General features: G+C 64.4%; 19 protein-coding genes and 1 pseudogene. 3 read left to right on the top strand and 17 right to left on the bottom strand.

Annotated elements, in window-relative coordinates:
* Positions 1-10 precede the first annotated feature (10 nt).
* The 10 genes from BG83_RS0118265 to mdcA form a co-directional block, all read right to left on the bottom strand.
* Positions 11-595 carry a hypothetical protein gene (locus BG83_RS0118265; protein WP_235193220.1) on the bottom strand — a complete coding sequence of 195 codons (585 nt, stop codon included), beginning with the start codon at positions 593-595 and terminating at the stop codon, positions 11-13.
* Entirely contained in the window at positions 585-1,520 is a 936-nt protein-coding gene (gene mdcH, locus BG83_RS0118260; RefSeq protein WP_024978041.1) for a malonate decarboxylase subunit epsilon, read from the bottom strand. The genes BG83_RS0118265 and mdcH overlap by 11 nt, the downstream gene beginning before the upstream one ends.
* Positions 1,517-2,152 carry a malonate decarboxylase holo-ACP synthase gene (locus BG83_RS0118255; RefSeq protein WP_024978040.1) on the bottom strand — a complete coding sequence of 212 codons (636 nt, stop codon included), beginning with the start codon at positions 2,150-2,152 and terminating at the stop codon, positions 1,517-1,519. Before BG83_RS0118255 ends, mdcH begins: the two co-directional genes overlap by 4 nt.
* On the bottom strand, positions 2,149-2,913 hold the full coding sequence (gene madM, locus BG83_RS0118250; RefSeq protein ID WP_024978039.1) for a malonate transporter subunit MadM: 765 nt from the start codon (positions 2,911-2,913) through the stop codon (positions 2,149-2,151). Before madM ends, BG83_RS0118255 begins: the two co-directional genes overlap by 4 nt.
* Positions 2,914-2,924: 11 nt before the next feature.
* Complete coding sequence (gene madL, locus BG83_RS0118245; RefSeq protein WP_024978038.1) at positions 2,925-3,332, bottom strand: malonate transporter subunit MadL; 408 nt, start codon at positions 3,330-3,332, stop codon at positions 2,925-2,927.
* Positions 3,333-3,690: 358 nt separating this feature from the next.
* On the bottom strand, positions 3,691-4,521 hold the full coding sequence (gene mdcE, locus BG83_RS0118240; protein ID WP_024978037.1) for a biotin-independent malonate decarboxylase subunit gamma: 831 nt from the start codon (positions 4,519-4,521) through the stop codon (positions 3,691-3,693).
* Entirely contained in the window at positions 4,518-5,363 is an 846-nt protein-coding gene (locus BG83_RS0118235; RefSeq protein WP_024978036.1) for a biotin-independent malonate decarboxylase subunit beta, read from the bottom strand. Before BG83_RS0118235 ends, mdcE begins: the two co-directional genes overlap by 4 nt.
* A 10-nt stretch (positions 5,364-5,373) precedes the next feature.
* Positions 5,374-5,673 (bottom strand): malonate decarboxylase subunit delta, encoded by a 300-nt coding sequence (locus tag BG83_RS0118230; RefSeq protein ID WP_024978035.1) that lies wholly within the window; start codon positions 5,671-5,673, stop codon positions 5,374-5,376.
* Positions 5,660-6,589, bottom strand: a complete 930-nt coding sequence (locus BG83_RS0118225; protein WP_024978034.1) for a triphosphoribosyl-dephospho-CoA synthase — start codon at positions 6,587-6,589, stop codon at positions 5,660-5,662. The genes BG83_RS0118230 and BG83_RS0118225 overlap by 14 nt, the downstream gene beginning before the upstream one ends.
* Positions 6,589-8,277, bottom strand: coding sequence for a malonate decarboxylase subunit alpha (gene mdcA, locus BG83_RS0118220; protein ID WP_024978033.1), 1,689 nt, complete (start codon positions 8,275-8,277; stop codon positions 6,589-6,591). The genes BG83_RS0118225 and mdcA overlap by 1 nt, the downstream gene beginning before the upstream one ends.
* A gap of 165 nt (positions 8,278-8,442) precedes the next feature.
* Here mdcA and BG83_RS0118215 point away from each other — a divergent pair, with 165 nt between their 5' ends.
* The gene (locus BG83_RS0118215; protein ID WP_024978032.1) at positions 8,443-9,348 is read left to right on the top strand and encodes a LysR substrate-binding domain-containing protein; all 906 of its coding nucleotides are present in this window, start codon (positions 8,443-8,445) and stop codon (positions 9,346-9,348) included.
* Positions 9,349-9,466: 118 nt separating this feature from the next.
* On the opposite strand, the gene BG83_RS28865 is transcribed toward BG83_RS0118215, so the two are convergent.
* Positions 9,467-9,646, bottom strand: a complete 180-nt coding sequence (locus BG83_RS28865) for a hypothetical protein (protein ID WP_235193219.1) — start codon at positions 9,644-9,646, stop codon at positions 9,467-9,469.
* Positions 9,647-10,007: 361 nt separating this feature from the next.
* Positions 10,008-10,589, bottom strand: coding sequence for a J domain-containing protein (locus BG83_RS0118205; protein ID WP_024978031.1), 582 nt, complete (start codon positions 10,587-10,589; stop codon positions 10,008-10,010).
* A gap of 136 nt (positions 10,590-10,725) precedes the next feature.
* Here BG83_RS0118205 and BG83_RS0118200 point away from each other — a divergent pair, with 136 nt between their 5' ends.
* Positions 10,726-11,070, top strand: a complete 345-nt coding sequence (locus BG83_RS0118200; RefSeq protein WP_024978030.1) for an ArsR/SmtB family transcription factor — start codon at positions 10,726-10,728, stop codon at positions 11,068-11,070.
* Complete coding sequence (locus BG83_RS0118195) at positions 11,060-11,578, top strand: SRPBCC family protein (protein WP_024978029.1); 519 nt, start codon at positions 11,060-11,062, stop codon at positions 11,576-11,578. Before BG83_RS0118200 ends, BG83_RS0118195 begins: the two co-directional genes overlap by 11 nt.
* Before the next feature lie 69 nt (positions 11,579-11,647).
* Here the strand turns inward: BG83_RS0118195 and BG83_RS29400 are convergent.
* The 5 genes and pseudogenes from BG83_RS29400 to BG83_RS0118170 form a co-directional block, all read right to left on the bottom strand.
* Positions 11,648-11,779: pseudogene (locus BG83_RS29400) on the bottom strand (cytochrome c oxidase subunit II); the annotation flags it as partial.
* A 15-nt stretch (positions 11,780-11,794) separates the two neighbouring features.
* Positions 11,795-13,270 carry a YncE family protein gene (locus BG83_RS0118185; protein ID WP_024978028.1) on the bottom strand — a complete coding sequence of 492 codons (1,476 nt, stop codon included), beginning with the start codon at positions 13,268-13,270 and terminating at the stop codon, positions 11,795-11,797.
* Positions 13,267-13,752, bottom strand: a complete 486-nt coding sequence (locus BG83_RS0118180) for a DUF305 domain-containing protein (RefSeq protein ID WP_024978027.1) — start codon at positions 13,750-13,752, stop codon at positions 13,267-13,269. Before BG83_RS0118180 ends, BG83_RS0118185 begins: the two co-directional genes overlap by 4 nt.
* A 187-nt stretch (positions 13,753-13,939) precedes the next feature.
* The gene (locus tag BG83_RS0118175) at positions 13,940-14,317 is read right to left on the bottom strand and encodes a cupredoxin domain-containing protein (RefSeq protein WP_024978026.1); all 378 of its coding nucleotides are present in this window, start codon (positions 14,315-14,317) and stop codon (positions 13,940-13,942) included.
* Between the two features lies 1 nt (position 14,318).
* Positions 14,319-15,281 (bottom strand): metallophosphoesterase family protein, encoded by a 963-nt coding sequence (locus BG83_RS0118170; RefSeq protein WP_024978025.1) that lies wholly within the window; start codon positions 15,279-15,281, stop codon positions 14,319-14,321.
* Positions 15,282-15,299 lie beyond the last annotated feature (18 nt).

Raw genomic sequence — 15,299 nt, 5'->3', positions numbered from 1 at the left:
GCCCCGTTTTTTATTGACCTGTCCGGCGCGCCACCGGGCAAACCGCTTCAAGTCGGCGGGCACCGGTTTCGGCGTTTCGCGGTGAGAGCTGTAGAAGTTGCAGAGGCTGCGGGTCTGCGCCGGTCACTTTGACCGTGATCGGCTTGCCTGTATGGAACAACGCGTAGAAGCGCGCCAGCGTCTTCACGTCACCTACGGCATACGCTTCCATGTCGGACACTTCAAGGCGCGCCGGGATCGTCAAACGGAGAGGGCCGGAAGCCAATTGGAAGCGGACGGCCTTTCCGTTTTGCGCCGTTTGCGCGTTTGTGGATACCGCAACGTGGAGCCGCTTGTCCTCGCAGTTGGCGTAAAAGCTCAGGCCATCGGTTTCGTAACCGCCATAAGTCAATGACTGTGCGACGTAGTACCAGCTTGCAAGCTCCTCTTCGGATGTCTCCGTGGCGGCCGCCAACGCGGATGTGGCGCACAAGGTGGCGATGGCAGCAATGGACACGACGCGCAATTCGGAGCCTCTCACGAGCGATGAAATCCGGTGCGCAACAATGCCGGAATGCCGCTGAAAAATCCATGGTGCAGACAATTCAAAGGCCATCCACGCGACGTTGGCGCTGGATCCGCACCCGCACCGCATCCAGTCCGCCGCCTGCATCCAGCACCGCATCGTGCGCAAACACGCCGTGCGCCAGACGCGCCAGCGTGCCGCCGCCCGGAACCTCCACCGCCATGCGTGCGCCGCGTTCCAATGCATGGCGAAGCGTGTCGTGCCACAGCACCGGCCGTGCCATGTTCCACGCAAGATCCTCGACGATGAGATTGGCGTGAAAGAGCGCTCGCGCCCGGCTGCTGCTGACGTAGGTGAGTTGCGGCGTGTGGGCCGTGACCTTTGCGGCAGCCGCAGCTAGCTCGGCAGCCTGTGCATCCAGCAGCGAACAGTGTGACGGCACCGCCATGCACAGCCGCGTAGCCGTTGATGCGCCCGCCGCTTGCGCGCGCGCCATGACTTGCGTGAGCGCCGCATCGTTGCCCGCCACGACAATCTGCCGTTCCGCATTCAGGTTTGCGACATAGGCCGGTGTTGCGGCGGAATTGACCTGCGCAACGATGGCGGCGACTTCGGGTTCGGTCAGCCCGGCCGTGACGGCCATGCCGTAACCGCTCGGATACGCGTCTTCCATGAGTTGCCCACGCAGGCGGACCAGGCGCAGCGCATCGCTGAACTCCAGCACGCCCGCGACAACGGCTGCCGGCCACGCGCCAATCGACAGGCCTGCCACCATGTCGGGCGCGGCGTCCTGCCGGACCAGCGTGCGCGCTACCGCAACACCGGCAATCAACAGGCAGAGTTGGACGGCCACGGTCGACCGCAGCGCCTCTGCGGTATCGAGCGTGAGCGGGTCCGTACCCAGCGCGTCGCGCGCTTCGGCCAGGGTCTGCACGACGGCCGGATCGACAGGCAACGCGTGCAGCATGCCTGCACGCTGACTGCCCTGGCCGGGAAACATGAAGAGCACGCTCATGCGAGATCGCTCCACGGGTCTGCAACGAGGTGTGGGCCGTGATCGGTCTTGAGCAAGGTTTGGTGGGGCGAGGTCAGCCAGTCGCGCCACGCGAATCCACCGTGCCCGGTGTCGATTTGCAGGTCGACGCGGCATTCGGTTTCGGTCAGCACGTGCACGAGCTGATCGCGCTGCGCGGCCGACGGTGCAGTCGGCATGCGCAGCACGAGATCGAGATCGCTGTCTGCATGCAGCACCGGCAAGCCGCTGGCAAGTGCAAAGCCCGCACCGCCGGTCGGGCCCCACGCCCAGCCCAGCGCGTCGAGTTTTGGCGCCAGCGCACGCAAGGTGCGCAGTGCCGCAAACGGCGCGTCGGCTGCGATGGAGGCCGTTGTGATTGCCAGCGCCTCAGGCGACGCCACGCGCGTGATGGCCCTGGCGGCCACGGTGGCCGCACAGCGTTCATGGCGCGCGCCGCCGCGCAGGCCGACCGGTACTGCACCATCGCTGCCGCGCGGTGCCCGGCGCACAACGACTGGCGCGCCTTGCCGGCATGCCGTGATGGCCCAGTCGGGCAAGGGCATGCCATCCGTCGCCATGGGTGTGTCGGACACCCACAGCAGATCGTGCGCGCGCAGCGGCGTGGGTGTCATCGCAGCAATGCCTGCGTGGCCAGGAACAGGATCGACGGCCCGAGCAGGCAACCGATACCCGTATGGAACGTCGCCACCAGCGAGCCGTAGGGCACCAGCCGCCGGTCGGTGGCCGCCAGACCTGCCGACACGCCGCTGACCGTACCCGCCAACCCGCCGAACACCATGGCCGCGCGCGGGTTGTTCAAGCCCAGTGCCTTGGCCGCGAACGGCGTGCCGACCATCACCAGGATCGCCTTGACGAGCCCTGTGGCAATCGACAGCGCCATCACATCGGAGGAGGCACCCAGCGCCGCACCGGTCACCGGTCCGACGATGTACGTGACGGCACCCGCGCCGATGGTGGTGACGCTCACCGGATCGGTATAACCGAAGGCGTAGGCAACGCTGGCGCCGACGATGAACGGCAGCACCGTGCCCAGCAGCAGCGAGATGGCGCCGATCATGCCCGCCTTGCGTGCCTCGGTCACCTGCACTTCAAAGGCCGTGGCAACGATGGCGAAGTCGCGCAGCATTGCACCGCCCATCAGGCCGATCCCGCCGAACAGCTTCAGGTCAGCCAGACCGCGTTCGCCACCGGTCTGCATGCCGCCCCAGTAGGCGAGCACCAGCCCGATCATGATGGCGATGGCCGAACCGTGCACGCGCCCAAACGTCAGCTTCTTGGACGCCCACATCGACAGACCCATGACGATGCCGACCAGCGCAAACGCCGCGACCAGCCCGTTGTGCTGCAGAACTTTCTCTAGCATTGACAGCATGGTGGGGCTCCTTATGCGCGGGCTTGTTCGGAGTCAGGCAGCGGGGGCAGAGGTTGCCGGTCTTCCGCGTTGCCTGTGCGGTTGATGAGGGCAATGCAGACACCGCACACCAGCACCGCGCCGATGGCGCCGAGCAGTGCAACGGGGCCGCCGCGCAGTGCCGTGACCACGTTCTGCGTGGCGGCCATGGCCACCACCACCGGGATGTACATGGCACCCCAGAACGAGACGCCCGCCTCGGTGGCCGCGGGCATGAGCCCCTGCCTGTGCAGGTAGAGCCGCGCGAAGATCAGCAGCAGCATGGCGATGCCCACGCCGCCCACATTGGCCTTCACGCCGATGGCCTGGCCGAGCAGGTCGCCCAGGAAGAGGCCGGCGAGATGACATAGCGCCAGCAGGGTTGTACCGTAGATGATCACTTCTTTGTCTCCTGAAGGAACGGCGATGGGTCGCCTGTTGTGTGGTGTGGTGATCGAGGTTTGAAGACTGGTTGTTTTGCGTTGATTGCGTTGGTGGTGCATCCCTTGTTTCATCCCCTGCCGGGGCTGACCTACTTTCTTTGTCTTGCCAAAGAAAGTAGGCAAAGAAAGGCGCGCCCGAGATGGCGAAAGACTCCTTGAATTTCTGTCGCAGGGAGGGAGAGGAGGCAAACTCGCTTCGCTCAAACAGCCTCCTCTCTTTTTCCTCCCTGCAACACAAATTCAAGGCGCCATCTAGGGCAGGTACGGCCAAACCATCGAGGCGCATGTGTTCGCGCCGCGATGTGTTTCCTATTCGTTATGCGCTTTCTGGCCGCGCGTTCCATTGCTCGCGCAGGCGTTTGCGTACCTCTGAGGACGCGTTGCGCAGTGGCGCGCCCATGCGGCTTTCGAGTCCGCGCGATGGGTCGGCAGCGATGTCCGCCAGCGCTGCCGCGAGCGCGGTCTGCACGGTATCGACGTCGCTTGCATCAGGTGCGTTGGCCGATTTCACCTTCAGCAGTTTCCACAGCAACCCGAGCGATGCGAAGCTGGCAATGTCGTAGGCCATGGGCGGAATCTCTTGCGCGAGGCGTTCCAGATCGGCGACCGAGCGCAGCGTCACGCGCGCCGCTGCGGCCTTGCCCATCGCGTGCACCATTACCTCGGCATCATCCAGGGCGAGCAGGCGATTGGCCTGGTAGCCGTGCGCCAGCAGCGCGCCCGACATGGCACGACCGACGATAAGACCGATCACGGGGTGGCCGGCCAACCTGGCAGCCGCGTAAGCATCCGCCGCTGCAGCCAGTGCGAGGTGAATGCCATAGGCCTCTTCCCGTCGCCCGTAGGCTTGGCTTGCCACATCGATGACGGCGACGATGGCGCGCTTCTTTTCCTGCCCCGCATCCGCAGTCATGGCATCGCGCACGGCACGCGCGAGCTGCCAGCCTTCGATAAGGCCGACTTCACCGTTGCGTGCGCGGGGGAAGCGGTTTTCCGCATCAGGCACCACGGCGATGTAGCGCGTGGGCTGGCCGGCCAGCGTGGCATCGACGACTTGCAGCGTGCTGCTGTAGCCCGCCACCGGCGTGCCGTTGGCAAGCGCGCGCATCCAGGTCGCGCCGCGCGTGGAAAGTTCGTTCTGGCTCATGCGTCGTCCTTTGCATAGTGCGTGCGCACATCTTCTGCCGTGGCTTGGCGCGATGTGTCGACGGCGTTGAGGCATTCGAGGTAGTCGTCGATCTGCTCGCTGCGCTGGTGCTTGGGTGCACCAGCGCGCAGCCACTCGATCACCTGCGCGCGGATGGCGACGGAATCGTCTTCGATGCAGACGTCGGCCAGCCCGGTGGCGGCGCGTTGTTCGCCGCCCGTCAGGCTCCAGATGAAGGGGCGATCGCGCGAGTCGTATTCTTCAATGCCGGCTTCCTGTTCGATCACCTGCGGGCCGTTCAGGCCGAGGCGTGCCTCACGCGTCATCAGCAGGTAGCTGCACAGGCCTGCGGCGATGCTCATGCCGCCAAAGCAGCCGACCACACCCGCCGTGATGCCGACCACCGGTCCGTACTCGCGCAGGGCACGGATGCCTGCGTGGATTTCGGCAATGGCCGCCAGACCCAGGTTGGCTTCCTGCAGCCGCACGCCGCCCGTCTCGAAAACGATGACGGCGCGTGTGGGAACGCCGTTGCGGTTGTCTTCTGCCGCCAGCTCCAGCGCACCGGCAATCTTGGCGCCGGACACCTCGCCCATGCTGCCGCCCTGGAAGGCGCCTTCAATGGCGAGCACCACGGCGGGCTGCCCGCCCAGCGTGCCGCGTGCCACCACCACGCCATCGTCGGCCTGCGTGACGATGCCCTGGCGCGGCAGCCACGGCGAGGTCAATTGCTCGAACGGATCGAGCAGCTCGCGGAAGGTGCCGGGGTCGAGCAGGGCGATGGCGCGTCGGCGCGCATCGCGTTCGATAAAGCTGTCTCGTTCAATCGGGTTGCGCGACATGCGTATCTCCTCAAGGCTGGGCGAGCGCTTCAAGCGCTTGCTCAAGCCGCAACCGGACCACGGCCGGTGTCGCGCCGAAGTCGTTGATGGTGATCTTGGCCGCCGGCCACGCGTGCGAGCCGAACACACGTGCAAGCTGCGCCTGCCATGTCGCGCTCATGCCATTGACGGACGTGGTGATGGCCACGTCGATCTGGCCGGCGCTGCCGGGGGTCAGCAGCACTTCGAGGTCACCCGAGCCGACCACGCCGGCATACGCACGGCGCGCGGCGGGTGCGCCGCCGGTGAACTGAAAATCAAGATGCTCCATGTTCGGTTTCCTGATGAGCGGATTCGATGTCGGACGCTGCTTGCGCACTTGCGGGCAAGCGGTCGAGGAAGAGCGCGGCGGCCAGCAAGTCGGCTGCGCCGCCGGGCGACACGTGCAGCGTCAGCATGTCTTGTTCAAGCGTGCGGAAAGCGCGACGGCCCTGCGCTGTGGCCAAGCCGCCTTCTGCGCGCACGGTGGCCGCGCCCGTTTGCACGACGCGTAGCGCATCCGCGCCGCCGCGTGCGAGCACGCAGGTGTCGTCCAGCGCGGCCATGACGGCAAGCAATGCATCCACGCGTGCGTGGTCTTCGCGAATGCCTGCTGCGCGCGCCTGGCGCAACGCCGGCAGCGCGACCTTGATCACGTGCGGGAAGCCGGCAGAGGCCTGCCCCTTCGCACCGCCGACGCCGTAGTCGTTGCACGCGCGCTCGCCCTTGTGGCCCGTAGAGACAGGCGCAAAGCGATCCGGGATGCTGGCCAGGTGTGCCGCGCGGCTTGCAACAGCGGCCGCGCCCAATGCATGCGGCGCTTGGCTCGCAGCCGTCACCAGCAAGCCGAGCGCCCAGATGGCACCACGGTGCGTGTTGATGCCGCCGGTGGCATCGAGCATGGCCGCTTCGCCTTCTCGGCCCAGGCGGCCGATGCGCTCGCGCAGCGCGAGTTGTGCGCCGGCTTGCGTTTCGATCTGCGCGCCGGCCAATGCCATGGCTTCAAATGCAGGGCGCAGGGTTTGTGCGGAATGCACCATCAGCGTCCAGTCGAGATCGTGATGCGCGCCGTTGCCACGCACGTCCACAAGACCGGGTTTGGGCGACAGCGTTACCTCGTCGATGAGGGCAGACTCGACCAGCGCGGCCAATCGCTTTGCACGCGCTTTCGGGCTGGCTGGCAGAGGCCGTTGCAATGTCTTCTCCATTACCAGCTCCGGAAGCGCGCAGGCGGGTCGTACAGGCCGCCGGACCATTCGACCAGGTCGGCGATGCTCTTGGCGGCGAGCAACTCGCGGCTCGCATCGCTGCGGCGCACGTCCAGGTCTTCTGGCAGGGCGATCAGGCCGTCGCGGCGCATCTGCTCCGTCTTGGACGGGTCGTGGCGCAGGCCGATCGACGTGACACCCGCCACGGCGGCAATCATGGCGCGCCGCTCTTCCAGCGAGCGGGCCTTGTAGAGATACGCAATGCCGTCTTCGGTCAACAGGTGCGTGACGTCGTCGCCGTAGATCATGATGGGCGCGAGCGGCATGCCGCTTTGCTTGGCCACGGCCACCGCGTCGAGCGTGTCGACGAAGGTCGGCTTGCCCCCTTCCTGGAACGTCTCGACCATCTGCACGACGAGCTTCTTGCCGCGCTCAAGCATCGTCACGGGTTCGGTCATGTCGAGCCACGCAGGCGTGGCGTGGCGGCGGCCGCGCGGGTCGTGGCCCATGTTGGGCGCGCCGCCAAAGCCGGCGAGCCGACCGCGCGTGACGGTGGACGAATGCCCGTCGCCATCCACCTGCAGCGTCGCGCCAATGAACAGGTCGACCGCATATTGACCGGCGAGCTGGCACAGCATGCGGTTTGAGCGCAGCGAACCGTCCCGGCCGGTGAAGAACACATCGGGGCGCGCGGCCACGTAGCGTTCCATGCCGAGTTCTGTGCCGAAGCAGTGCACGCTTTCCACCCAGCCCGATTCAATGGCGGGAATGAGCGTCGGGTGCGGGTTCAGCGTCCAGTTGCGGCAGATCTTGCCCTTGAGGCCTAGGCGTTCGCCGTACGTCGGCAGGATCAGCTCGATGGCGGCTGTGTTGAAGCCGATGCCGTGGTTGAGCGACTGCACGCTGTGCCGCTGGTAGATGCCGCGAATGGCCATCATCGCCATCAGCACGTGCACGGGCTTGATGAGGCGCGGGTCGCGCGTGAACAGCGGCTCGATGTAGAACGGCTTGTCGGCCTGCACGATGAAGTCGACCCACGAGCCCGGAATGTCCACACGCGGCAAGTCGGCCGGATCATCGACGATCTCATTGACCTGCACGATGACGATGCCGTCGGAAAACGCGGCAGGTTCGACCAACGCAGGTGTGTCTTCGGTGCTTGGGCCGGTGTAGATGTTGCCGTCGCGGTCGGCCTTGAAACCGGCCACCAGCGATACGTTGGGAATCAGGTCCACCACCAGCCGTGCATACAGCTCGATGTAGGTGTGGATGGCGCCGACTTCCAGCAGCCCGTCGGCCAACAACTGGCTGATGCGCAGGCTCTGCGGCCCGGCAAACGAGAAATCGAGCTTGTGCGCGATGCCGGCTTCGAAAATGTCGAGGTGTTCGGCCCGGCTCACGCTCGGCATGATCATGTGCAGATCGTGCAGGCGCTCGGGGTTCACCTTGGCCAGCGAGCGCGAGAGGAAATCCGCCTGCTTCTGGTTGTTGCCTTCCAGCACGACGCGATCGCCCGGGGCAAGCAGCGCTTCGAGCGCGGCAACGATATCGCTGGTGGGAATGACCTTGCCGTTGGCAATGCGCCGGGCTGCAGTCAGGCGGCGTTCTTTCTCGTCGCGCCGGCGGCGCCATTGGGGCGGGATGGGTGCGTTGGCCCCGTTTGCCGATTGGGTGGGCATCGGTTGCATTGGGTGGCGTCTCCAGCCTTGATTGATTTGATGCCCTGTACCGTAGGCGGGAACCCCGTGCGCTTCAATCAACCTAGACGCGGTTTCATTAACTTGAAGTTAATGAAACAATGGCGAATTCTGAGAGCAGCGCGCTCACAGACCGCGCCCGGAGGAGACCCTGCCATGGCAATCGATGAAGACATCACCCTGAAGAAGCTGGAGGTGTTCCAGTCGTTCATGACGCTGGGCAACATGGCGCGCGTGTCCGAAGCGCTCGGGCAAAGCACGGTGAGCGTGCATCGCGCGCTGCATTCACTGGAAGAGGGTTTGCGCTGTCCGCTGTTCAAGCGCGACGGGCGCAAGCTGATTCCGTTGTCGACTGCCTACGTGTTTGCCGAGCATGTGGAACGCATCCTGGCCGAGTGCGAAGCTGGCGTGCGCCGCACGCGCGAAGCGGCGGGGTTCTCGTCGACCACGTTGAAGATCGGTGGGCTCTATTCGATGACGGTGGGCACGCTGCCGCGCATCTTTGCGGGCCTGAAGACGCGTCGCTCCGCGCTCGACATCGAACTCACGCTGGGTTCAAACCGCAGCCTGCTCGCCAAGCTGGAAGACGGCCAGCTCGACGCCATCGTCATCGCACTGGGCGAGCCGCTGCGCAATCCCGATCTGCTGACCGTGCCGATGTTTGCCGACGAGATCCTGTTTGCTGCGCCGCTCGGCTCGCCGTATGCGTCGTCAGCGGAGATCGACTTGCAAACCGTACGCAGCGAAAAGTTCGTCGCGCTCGGCGACGATTTTGCGACGTATCACGATTTCATGGCCGCCTTCGACAAGGCGGGCTTTGCGCCGCAGATTGCCCTGCGCGTGGGCGATATCTTCTCGCTCATGAACCTCGTTAGCGGCGGCATCGGCTACGCGTTGCTGCCCCGTCGCGTGGCCGACTTCAGCCCCAAGGTGCAGCTGATTCCGCTGGCCGCGCGTTATGCGATCAGCCAGCACATCGTGCTGGTGATGCAGCGCAATCGCGAGCGCGATCCGAACCTGCTGGCGTTGTCGGCGGAGTGTCGGTTGTTGGGCGCGAGGTAGCGCGGGCCGAGCCGCGCACCACGCTTCAGGGTGATGGGTGGGCGAGCCCAGGCAAGCCCCGCACCGATGCTGCAACATCGGCGCGAGCAGACTTCATGCGCCTGGGTCGCCCATGAAGTCAGCGTTGTTGATCCGGATGTTCCGGCGCAGGCTTCGCGCCTGTATCGCACGTGTTGCGCGCGGCGTTGCGGCTGAACATGGCGCGCAGGAATCCGCGCGCTGTCTGCATGCCTTTCTGATATTCGCTAAGCGCGTCGCCAGCCGGTGAGTTGGTGGCGTGAGAGATCGAGCGGGTCACGGCATTCCTCTTCATGTGATGAACGGAACCGCGCCCAACCCTTGGGAGGGGTGGGCGAGCACAGGCAGGTTTGGAACACCGAGACATAACGATCGGCACGGCCGAAGCCGTACAAGCCTGGCTCGCCCAATGAGGGAGACGAAGCCAAGCCATAGCGGTTGAGGACAAGCACCTATGCTCGGCGCTTGCCCGTTATGCCCGAGGGTTCCAAGCCTCGATCGCTTTCTCTATGGCACGGAAAACGATGGCGCAGAGTGTACCGATGGCTGCTTTGTCTGAGCAGGGGCGAAACTATAAATCAGAATTGGCGTATGACCGGTCGGATGTGTCCCGCCGCTCTACGCTGGTGAAAGCTCGGCAGCTATTGCCGCAGGCCAAACAACCCTTGCCAGAACGACTCGAACGCGCTTGAGTGCCGCTGGGGCGAAGTCGCTTCATCGGGTTGGATCGTCGCTTCGCTGTCGGGCGTGTCAGCGGCGGCCACTGTGTTGCGCCGTGCTTCCTGCAAGGCCCACACGCTGTCGGCAATGCGCGCGGCAAGTTCTGCATCGCAGTCCCGGCCAAGCAGCACGCCGAACAGGACGTCGCGATTGCGGCCCTCGTCGGCAAAGCGCATGGCGATGGCGACCATCTTTTCGTAATGCTCCTGTGCAACGCGTTCGCGCTCGCGTTGCGCTTCCCGCTCCTGTGCTTCCTGCGCATCACGCTCGGCCTGCCAGCGCTGCATTTCCTGCGCGAAGACCTCGTCATAAACGCGGCGCTGTTCAGCGTCGGAGAGGATGGCGTAGGCTTCGCGGATTTCCTGGAACGCCGCATAGGCCTCGGCTTCGCGGCCGAGGTTGCGGTCGGGATGCCACTTCATCGTGGCGCGGCGGTAAGCGCGCTTGATTTCGTCCAGGGTCGCGTTCGGCTGCACGCCGAGTGTCGCGTAGATGGTAGTCATGTGCGGTGTGGCTGCTGCCGGGGGGAAGATCATCCTAGCATGGGGGTGTGTGCATGCCGACGGGCCAACCACCCACGTCACAACGCGCCCTCGAGCCCTGTTGCATCAAAGTATTCTCACGTATATAGTTAGCCAAATGGATAACAATGGAATTGCGCTAGACGCGGTATTTCACGCGCTTTCGGACCCAACGCGCAGGGCGGTTATTCAGCGGCTCGGCGAAGGGCCCGCGACGGTGAGTGAACTGGCAGAGCCATTCAACATGGCGCTGCCGTCATTCATGAAGCACATGCGGGTGCTGGAAGGCGTCGGGCTGGTCCGCTCGCAGAAGAGCGGACGCATCCGGACGTGCATGCTCGAGCGCAAGAAGCTTGCTGCAGCCGAGCGCTGGTTTGAGAAACAGCACGCGATCTGGGCGAGCAGGTACAGCAATCTGGACAACCTCTTAGAGAAACTCCAAGGAGAAAACAATGAAGGCTGATCTTCGGTTTGATTTCCTCGTCGACATGCAAAAGAGCAGCCTCACCGTGAGGCGAGAGTTCGCGGCGAAGCGCCAGCTAGTGTGGGATTGCCATACAAAGCGCGAATTGCTCGATCAGTGGTTTGCGCCCAAGCCGCTCGCCACCAAGACCAAGCATATGGAATTCAAGGAAGGCGGCTACTGGCACTACGCCATGATCACGCCCGATGGAGAGTCATTCTGGAGCCGTCTGGACTATCAGAAGATCAACCCGATCGACAGCTATGCGGCCATTGATGGTTTTTCTGATGAAACCGGCGCCGTGAATCCGGATATGCCCCGCGCCCGCTGGGATGTCACCTTTGCCGATGCGAACGAACGCACCCTCGTCACGACTGTGGTGCTGTACAACTCGCCGGAAGACGTGCAGAAGGTCATCGACATGGGTATGAAAGACGGCATGACCTCCACCATGGAGCGACTCGACGAACTGCTGCTGACCCTGGCTGTGCCAGACGCGCTGGCCTGAGACAGCGCTCGCAGATGAAACGCCCCGACTTGTTCGGGGCGTTTTGCGTTTTGCGTTGGCCGCTGCGCTTCAGGTGACGGTCAATGTTCCATTCATCGTCTCGTGGCCCGAGCCGCAGAAGATGTCGCACAGGAAATCAAACGTGCCGGTCTTGTCCGGCGTGAGCGCCAGCCGCACGGTCTGCCCCGGCACGAACGCCGCAGGGGCGCACATTGCCTAGCGCGCCTGAATCTGCACCGCAGTCCCAAGCTTGCCGGACACCACCGGTGCAATCACAAGATACCGGCGCGTGTTGCCAGCGTCCGCGTTGCCAGGCGTGACCACCTGCCGAATCTGCCCGATCGAGTTGACGATGGCGCCACCGGCCGGGTTGGTCATGAAGCTCGCCAGGGTCTCAAGCGGGCCGCTGCCATCCGCATGCTGTGACAAGGCAATCGCATAGGGCTGCTTCGGCTGCAATCCGGTCACCGATGCCTGGAACACCTGGACGAGCCCCTGATCGAACAGCGCCACGCTGGTGGGGGCGGCCGATGCGTCGGACTTGTCTGCGGCGGCCGGCACGAGTGCGAGATGGCTGACCTGCCCCGCTGTGCCAAGCGGTTGCAGGTTCTCCGTGCCGTTGCCTTCCGGCACAGCGTTCGGCACGTACGTCAGCGCCTGCGGTGCCTGCCCAATCGGAACAGTCGATACCACCTTGTTCGTCAGTGTGTCGATGACGGCCAGTGCGTCGTCATTCTCCAGGCCGACATAGATGCGGGTGCCGTCACCGGACGGCCATAGGCCGTGCGGAAGCTTGCCGACGGGAATCGTCGCGATCTGTTCGAAATTGTCGGTCCGGAATACCTTGACCTGGTTCGTGCCGCCGATCGTCACATAGGCAAACGTGCCCTTGGCGTTATGCGCGAAGTTGACGTGGTTGGTGATGGGCCCGGTCTCGAACGACGTGATCGCATTGAACGGCGGGCGGGCGTTGAATACCTGCACCTTGCCGATGTCCTTCAATGTGAACCACACCTGCTTGCCATCCGGCGTGGCGGCAATGTTGGGGCAGAACGGCGATTCCTGTTTGATGTGTCCCACGATCTTGTGATCCGCTGTCGAGATCACGACCGTTTCCGGATTGAACGACGAGCACACGTAGCCGTACTTGCCGTCCGGCGAGAAGATCGTCATGCCGGGGCCCGCCGGTACGGTAACGCGCGTCTTCTCTGCATAGGTATTGGCATCGAGCACGGCGATGTAGTTCTCGCCGCGCACGGTCACCCAGACCTCGCTGCCTTCCGGCGTGTAGAACGCTTCGTGAGGCGAGCGGCCAACATACGTGGTGTGTTTGACGGCGTTGGTCTGCGTATCGATGAACGTGACCGAGTTGGAGCCGATGGAGACCACCGCCAAGGTCCGGTGATCTGGCGAGAAGCCCATGCCGTGCACCAGCACCTGTCCGCGATAGAGCGGGCTGAAGTTGCCGGGCGCAGGATCGCCCAGTTTGATCACACCCAGGAGCGTGTTGCTGGCGGGGTCCGTGACGGACACCGTGTTTGAGAATTGCTCGGCCGCGTAGACGCGATCCCTGTGGCTGATGGGAATGTCAGGCGAGGCAAGGGATGCGGGTGCCTGCCCGGCGCTGGCGCTCGCGGCGCACGTGATGGCCGCTGCGGCAAGCGCCGTGGCAACAAACAGTCGGTGTTTCATTGGTCTTCCTGTTGGGGGGTGGTGGTGGTGTGGGCGTGATGCGCCGCATGGGATGCGGGCGCAGTCGTTGCGGAGGCGGGGCCGAGCTGCGTGGGGGCCGGTGCAGACGGGGGCAGCGGCTGGCCAAGCGCCAAGCGCATCGCTGCAATCTCTTGCTGTTGCGCGACGACGATTTCCTGCGCGATGCGGCGCAGTTGTTCGTTCTGGCCGTAGCGCAGGTAGGCCACGGCCATGTCGATGGCGCCCTGGTGATGTGGCGTCATCATCGCGACGAAATCCTGGTCGATGTTGCCGCTGGGCTTCGGGGCCATGCCGTCCATCATCTTTGTCATGGCGACATCGTTTTCGGCAAGGAAGGCCTGCTCACGATTGGCCTGTGGCGGTGCTTCCTGCGCAACTGCAGCGTGCGCTCCGATGCCTGACAAGAGTGTGAACACAGCAAACAGCAACGTGCGTAGGCGACGCTGCGAACGTGACGACATATGGGTCCTCCAGAGTGCGGGTCGATGGCGTGTCAGCGGAGTAAACACCGCAGGCCGACGGTTTATTCCCGCGCGTCGTAAAGAATCTGTGTGCCGCTGCAAGCACGTCATGCGTGCATCCTGTCAATGAAAACGCCCCGAACAGGTCGGGGCGTTTCACTTCGCTTTCTTCTTTGCTCTTTGCGCTTCAGGTGACGGTCAATGTTCCATTCATCGTCTCGTGGCCCGAGCCGCAGAAGATGTCGCACAGGAAATCAAACGTGCCGGTCTTGTCGGGCGTAAGCGCCAGCCGCACGGTCTGCCCCGGCACGACGTCGGCGCGCACGTTGAAATCCGGAATGGCAAAACCCATCAGGATGTCTTGCCCGGTCAGCTCGAACACCACGGGCACGCCGCGCTTGAGCGTGATCTTGTCGGGCGTGAAGGTGAACTTGCGCGCGTGTACGCGGATGACGGTCGGGCCTTCGCCACGCGCAACACAGGCGAGTGCCGCACCTGCCGCGAGCACGGTGAACTGACGCAGCGCCAGCCGGCGCTTGGGGTTGTGTGCAATGAGAGGGCGCATGTCAGGTGGTCTCCGGCGTCTTGGTGGTGGCGTTGGCTTCGCTGTTTGCCTGGATCGGCTGCTCGGCCAGCGCCCAGGTGGCGGCGTCCTGCTTGCCGTGCTCGGCAATGCTGCGCCAGCCCAGGCCGCGGTAGGGCGCGGCGGCATCCCACGGGATCGGGTTGCGTTTTGCCTGCGAGCCTGGTGCGGGTGGCGCGGGCAGCGGAAACATCAGCGAGCGCGCCGAGTGATGCGCAATGTGCCCGGTCACGTGGTGATGTTCCTGGTGGACGTGGCCGTAGAACACCGTCACGTTCGGGTGCGGCATCAGCAAATCGATGACCTGCTGGCCGTCTCGCGTGGCCCAGTCCCATTGCGGGTACAGATCGAACAGCGGCCTATGCGTGAACACGACGATGGGCGTGTGCTCAGGCACGGACCGCACATCCGCGGCCAGCCACGCGAGCTGTGCATCGCCCACGCGCGCCGATGGGTCCGATACGTTGTCGATGGCGATGAAATGCACACCCTTGTGGTCGAACGAATAATGCGTGCGGCCGAAGAATTCGATATAGGCCTCGCCGTTGTCGAGCGAGGCATCGTGCTCGCCCGGCATGTAATGCACCACCGGCACCTTGATCTTCGCGGCAATGTCGCGAAACTCGGCCAGGCGCTTGCGGCGCTCGGCAGGGTCGTCGCTGATGTGGCTGAGGTCGCCCGTGAAGATGACAAAGTCCGGCGCGGGCGACAGCGCATTCACCGCCGCAATCGCCTTGGGCAGCGTGCCTTGCGAATCCGGATTCGGTGCGCCCTTGAAGCCCCAGTGGGTATCGGATAACTGCACGAAGTAGAAATCGTCTGGCTTGGCGCCGGCGACGCGCGTGGTGGCCGCCATCGCCTGCCAGCCGGGCAGGCCGGATGCGTACACCAGACCGCCGACCGCGGCCAGTTGCAGGAACTGGCGTCGTCCAGGTTGCTTGCTCATGGGTGTCCCCTGCAATAG

The organism is Ralstonia pickettii (assembly GCF_000607165.1).
Taxonomy (GTDB): Bacteria; Pseudomonadota; Gammaproteobacteria; order Burkholderiales; family Burkholderiaceae; genus Ralstonia; species Ralstonia holmesii.
This window is presented reverse-complemented; position numbering and strand designations above follow the sequence as displayed.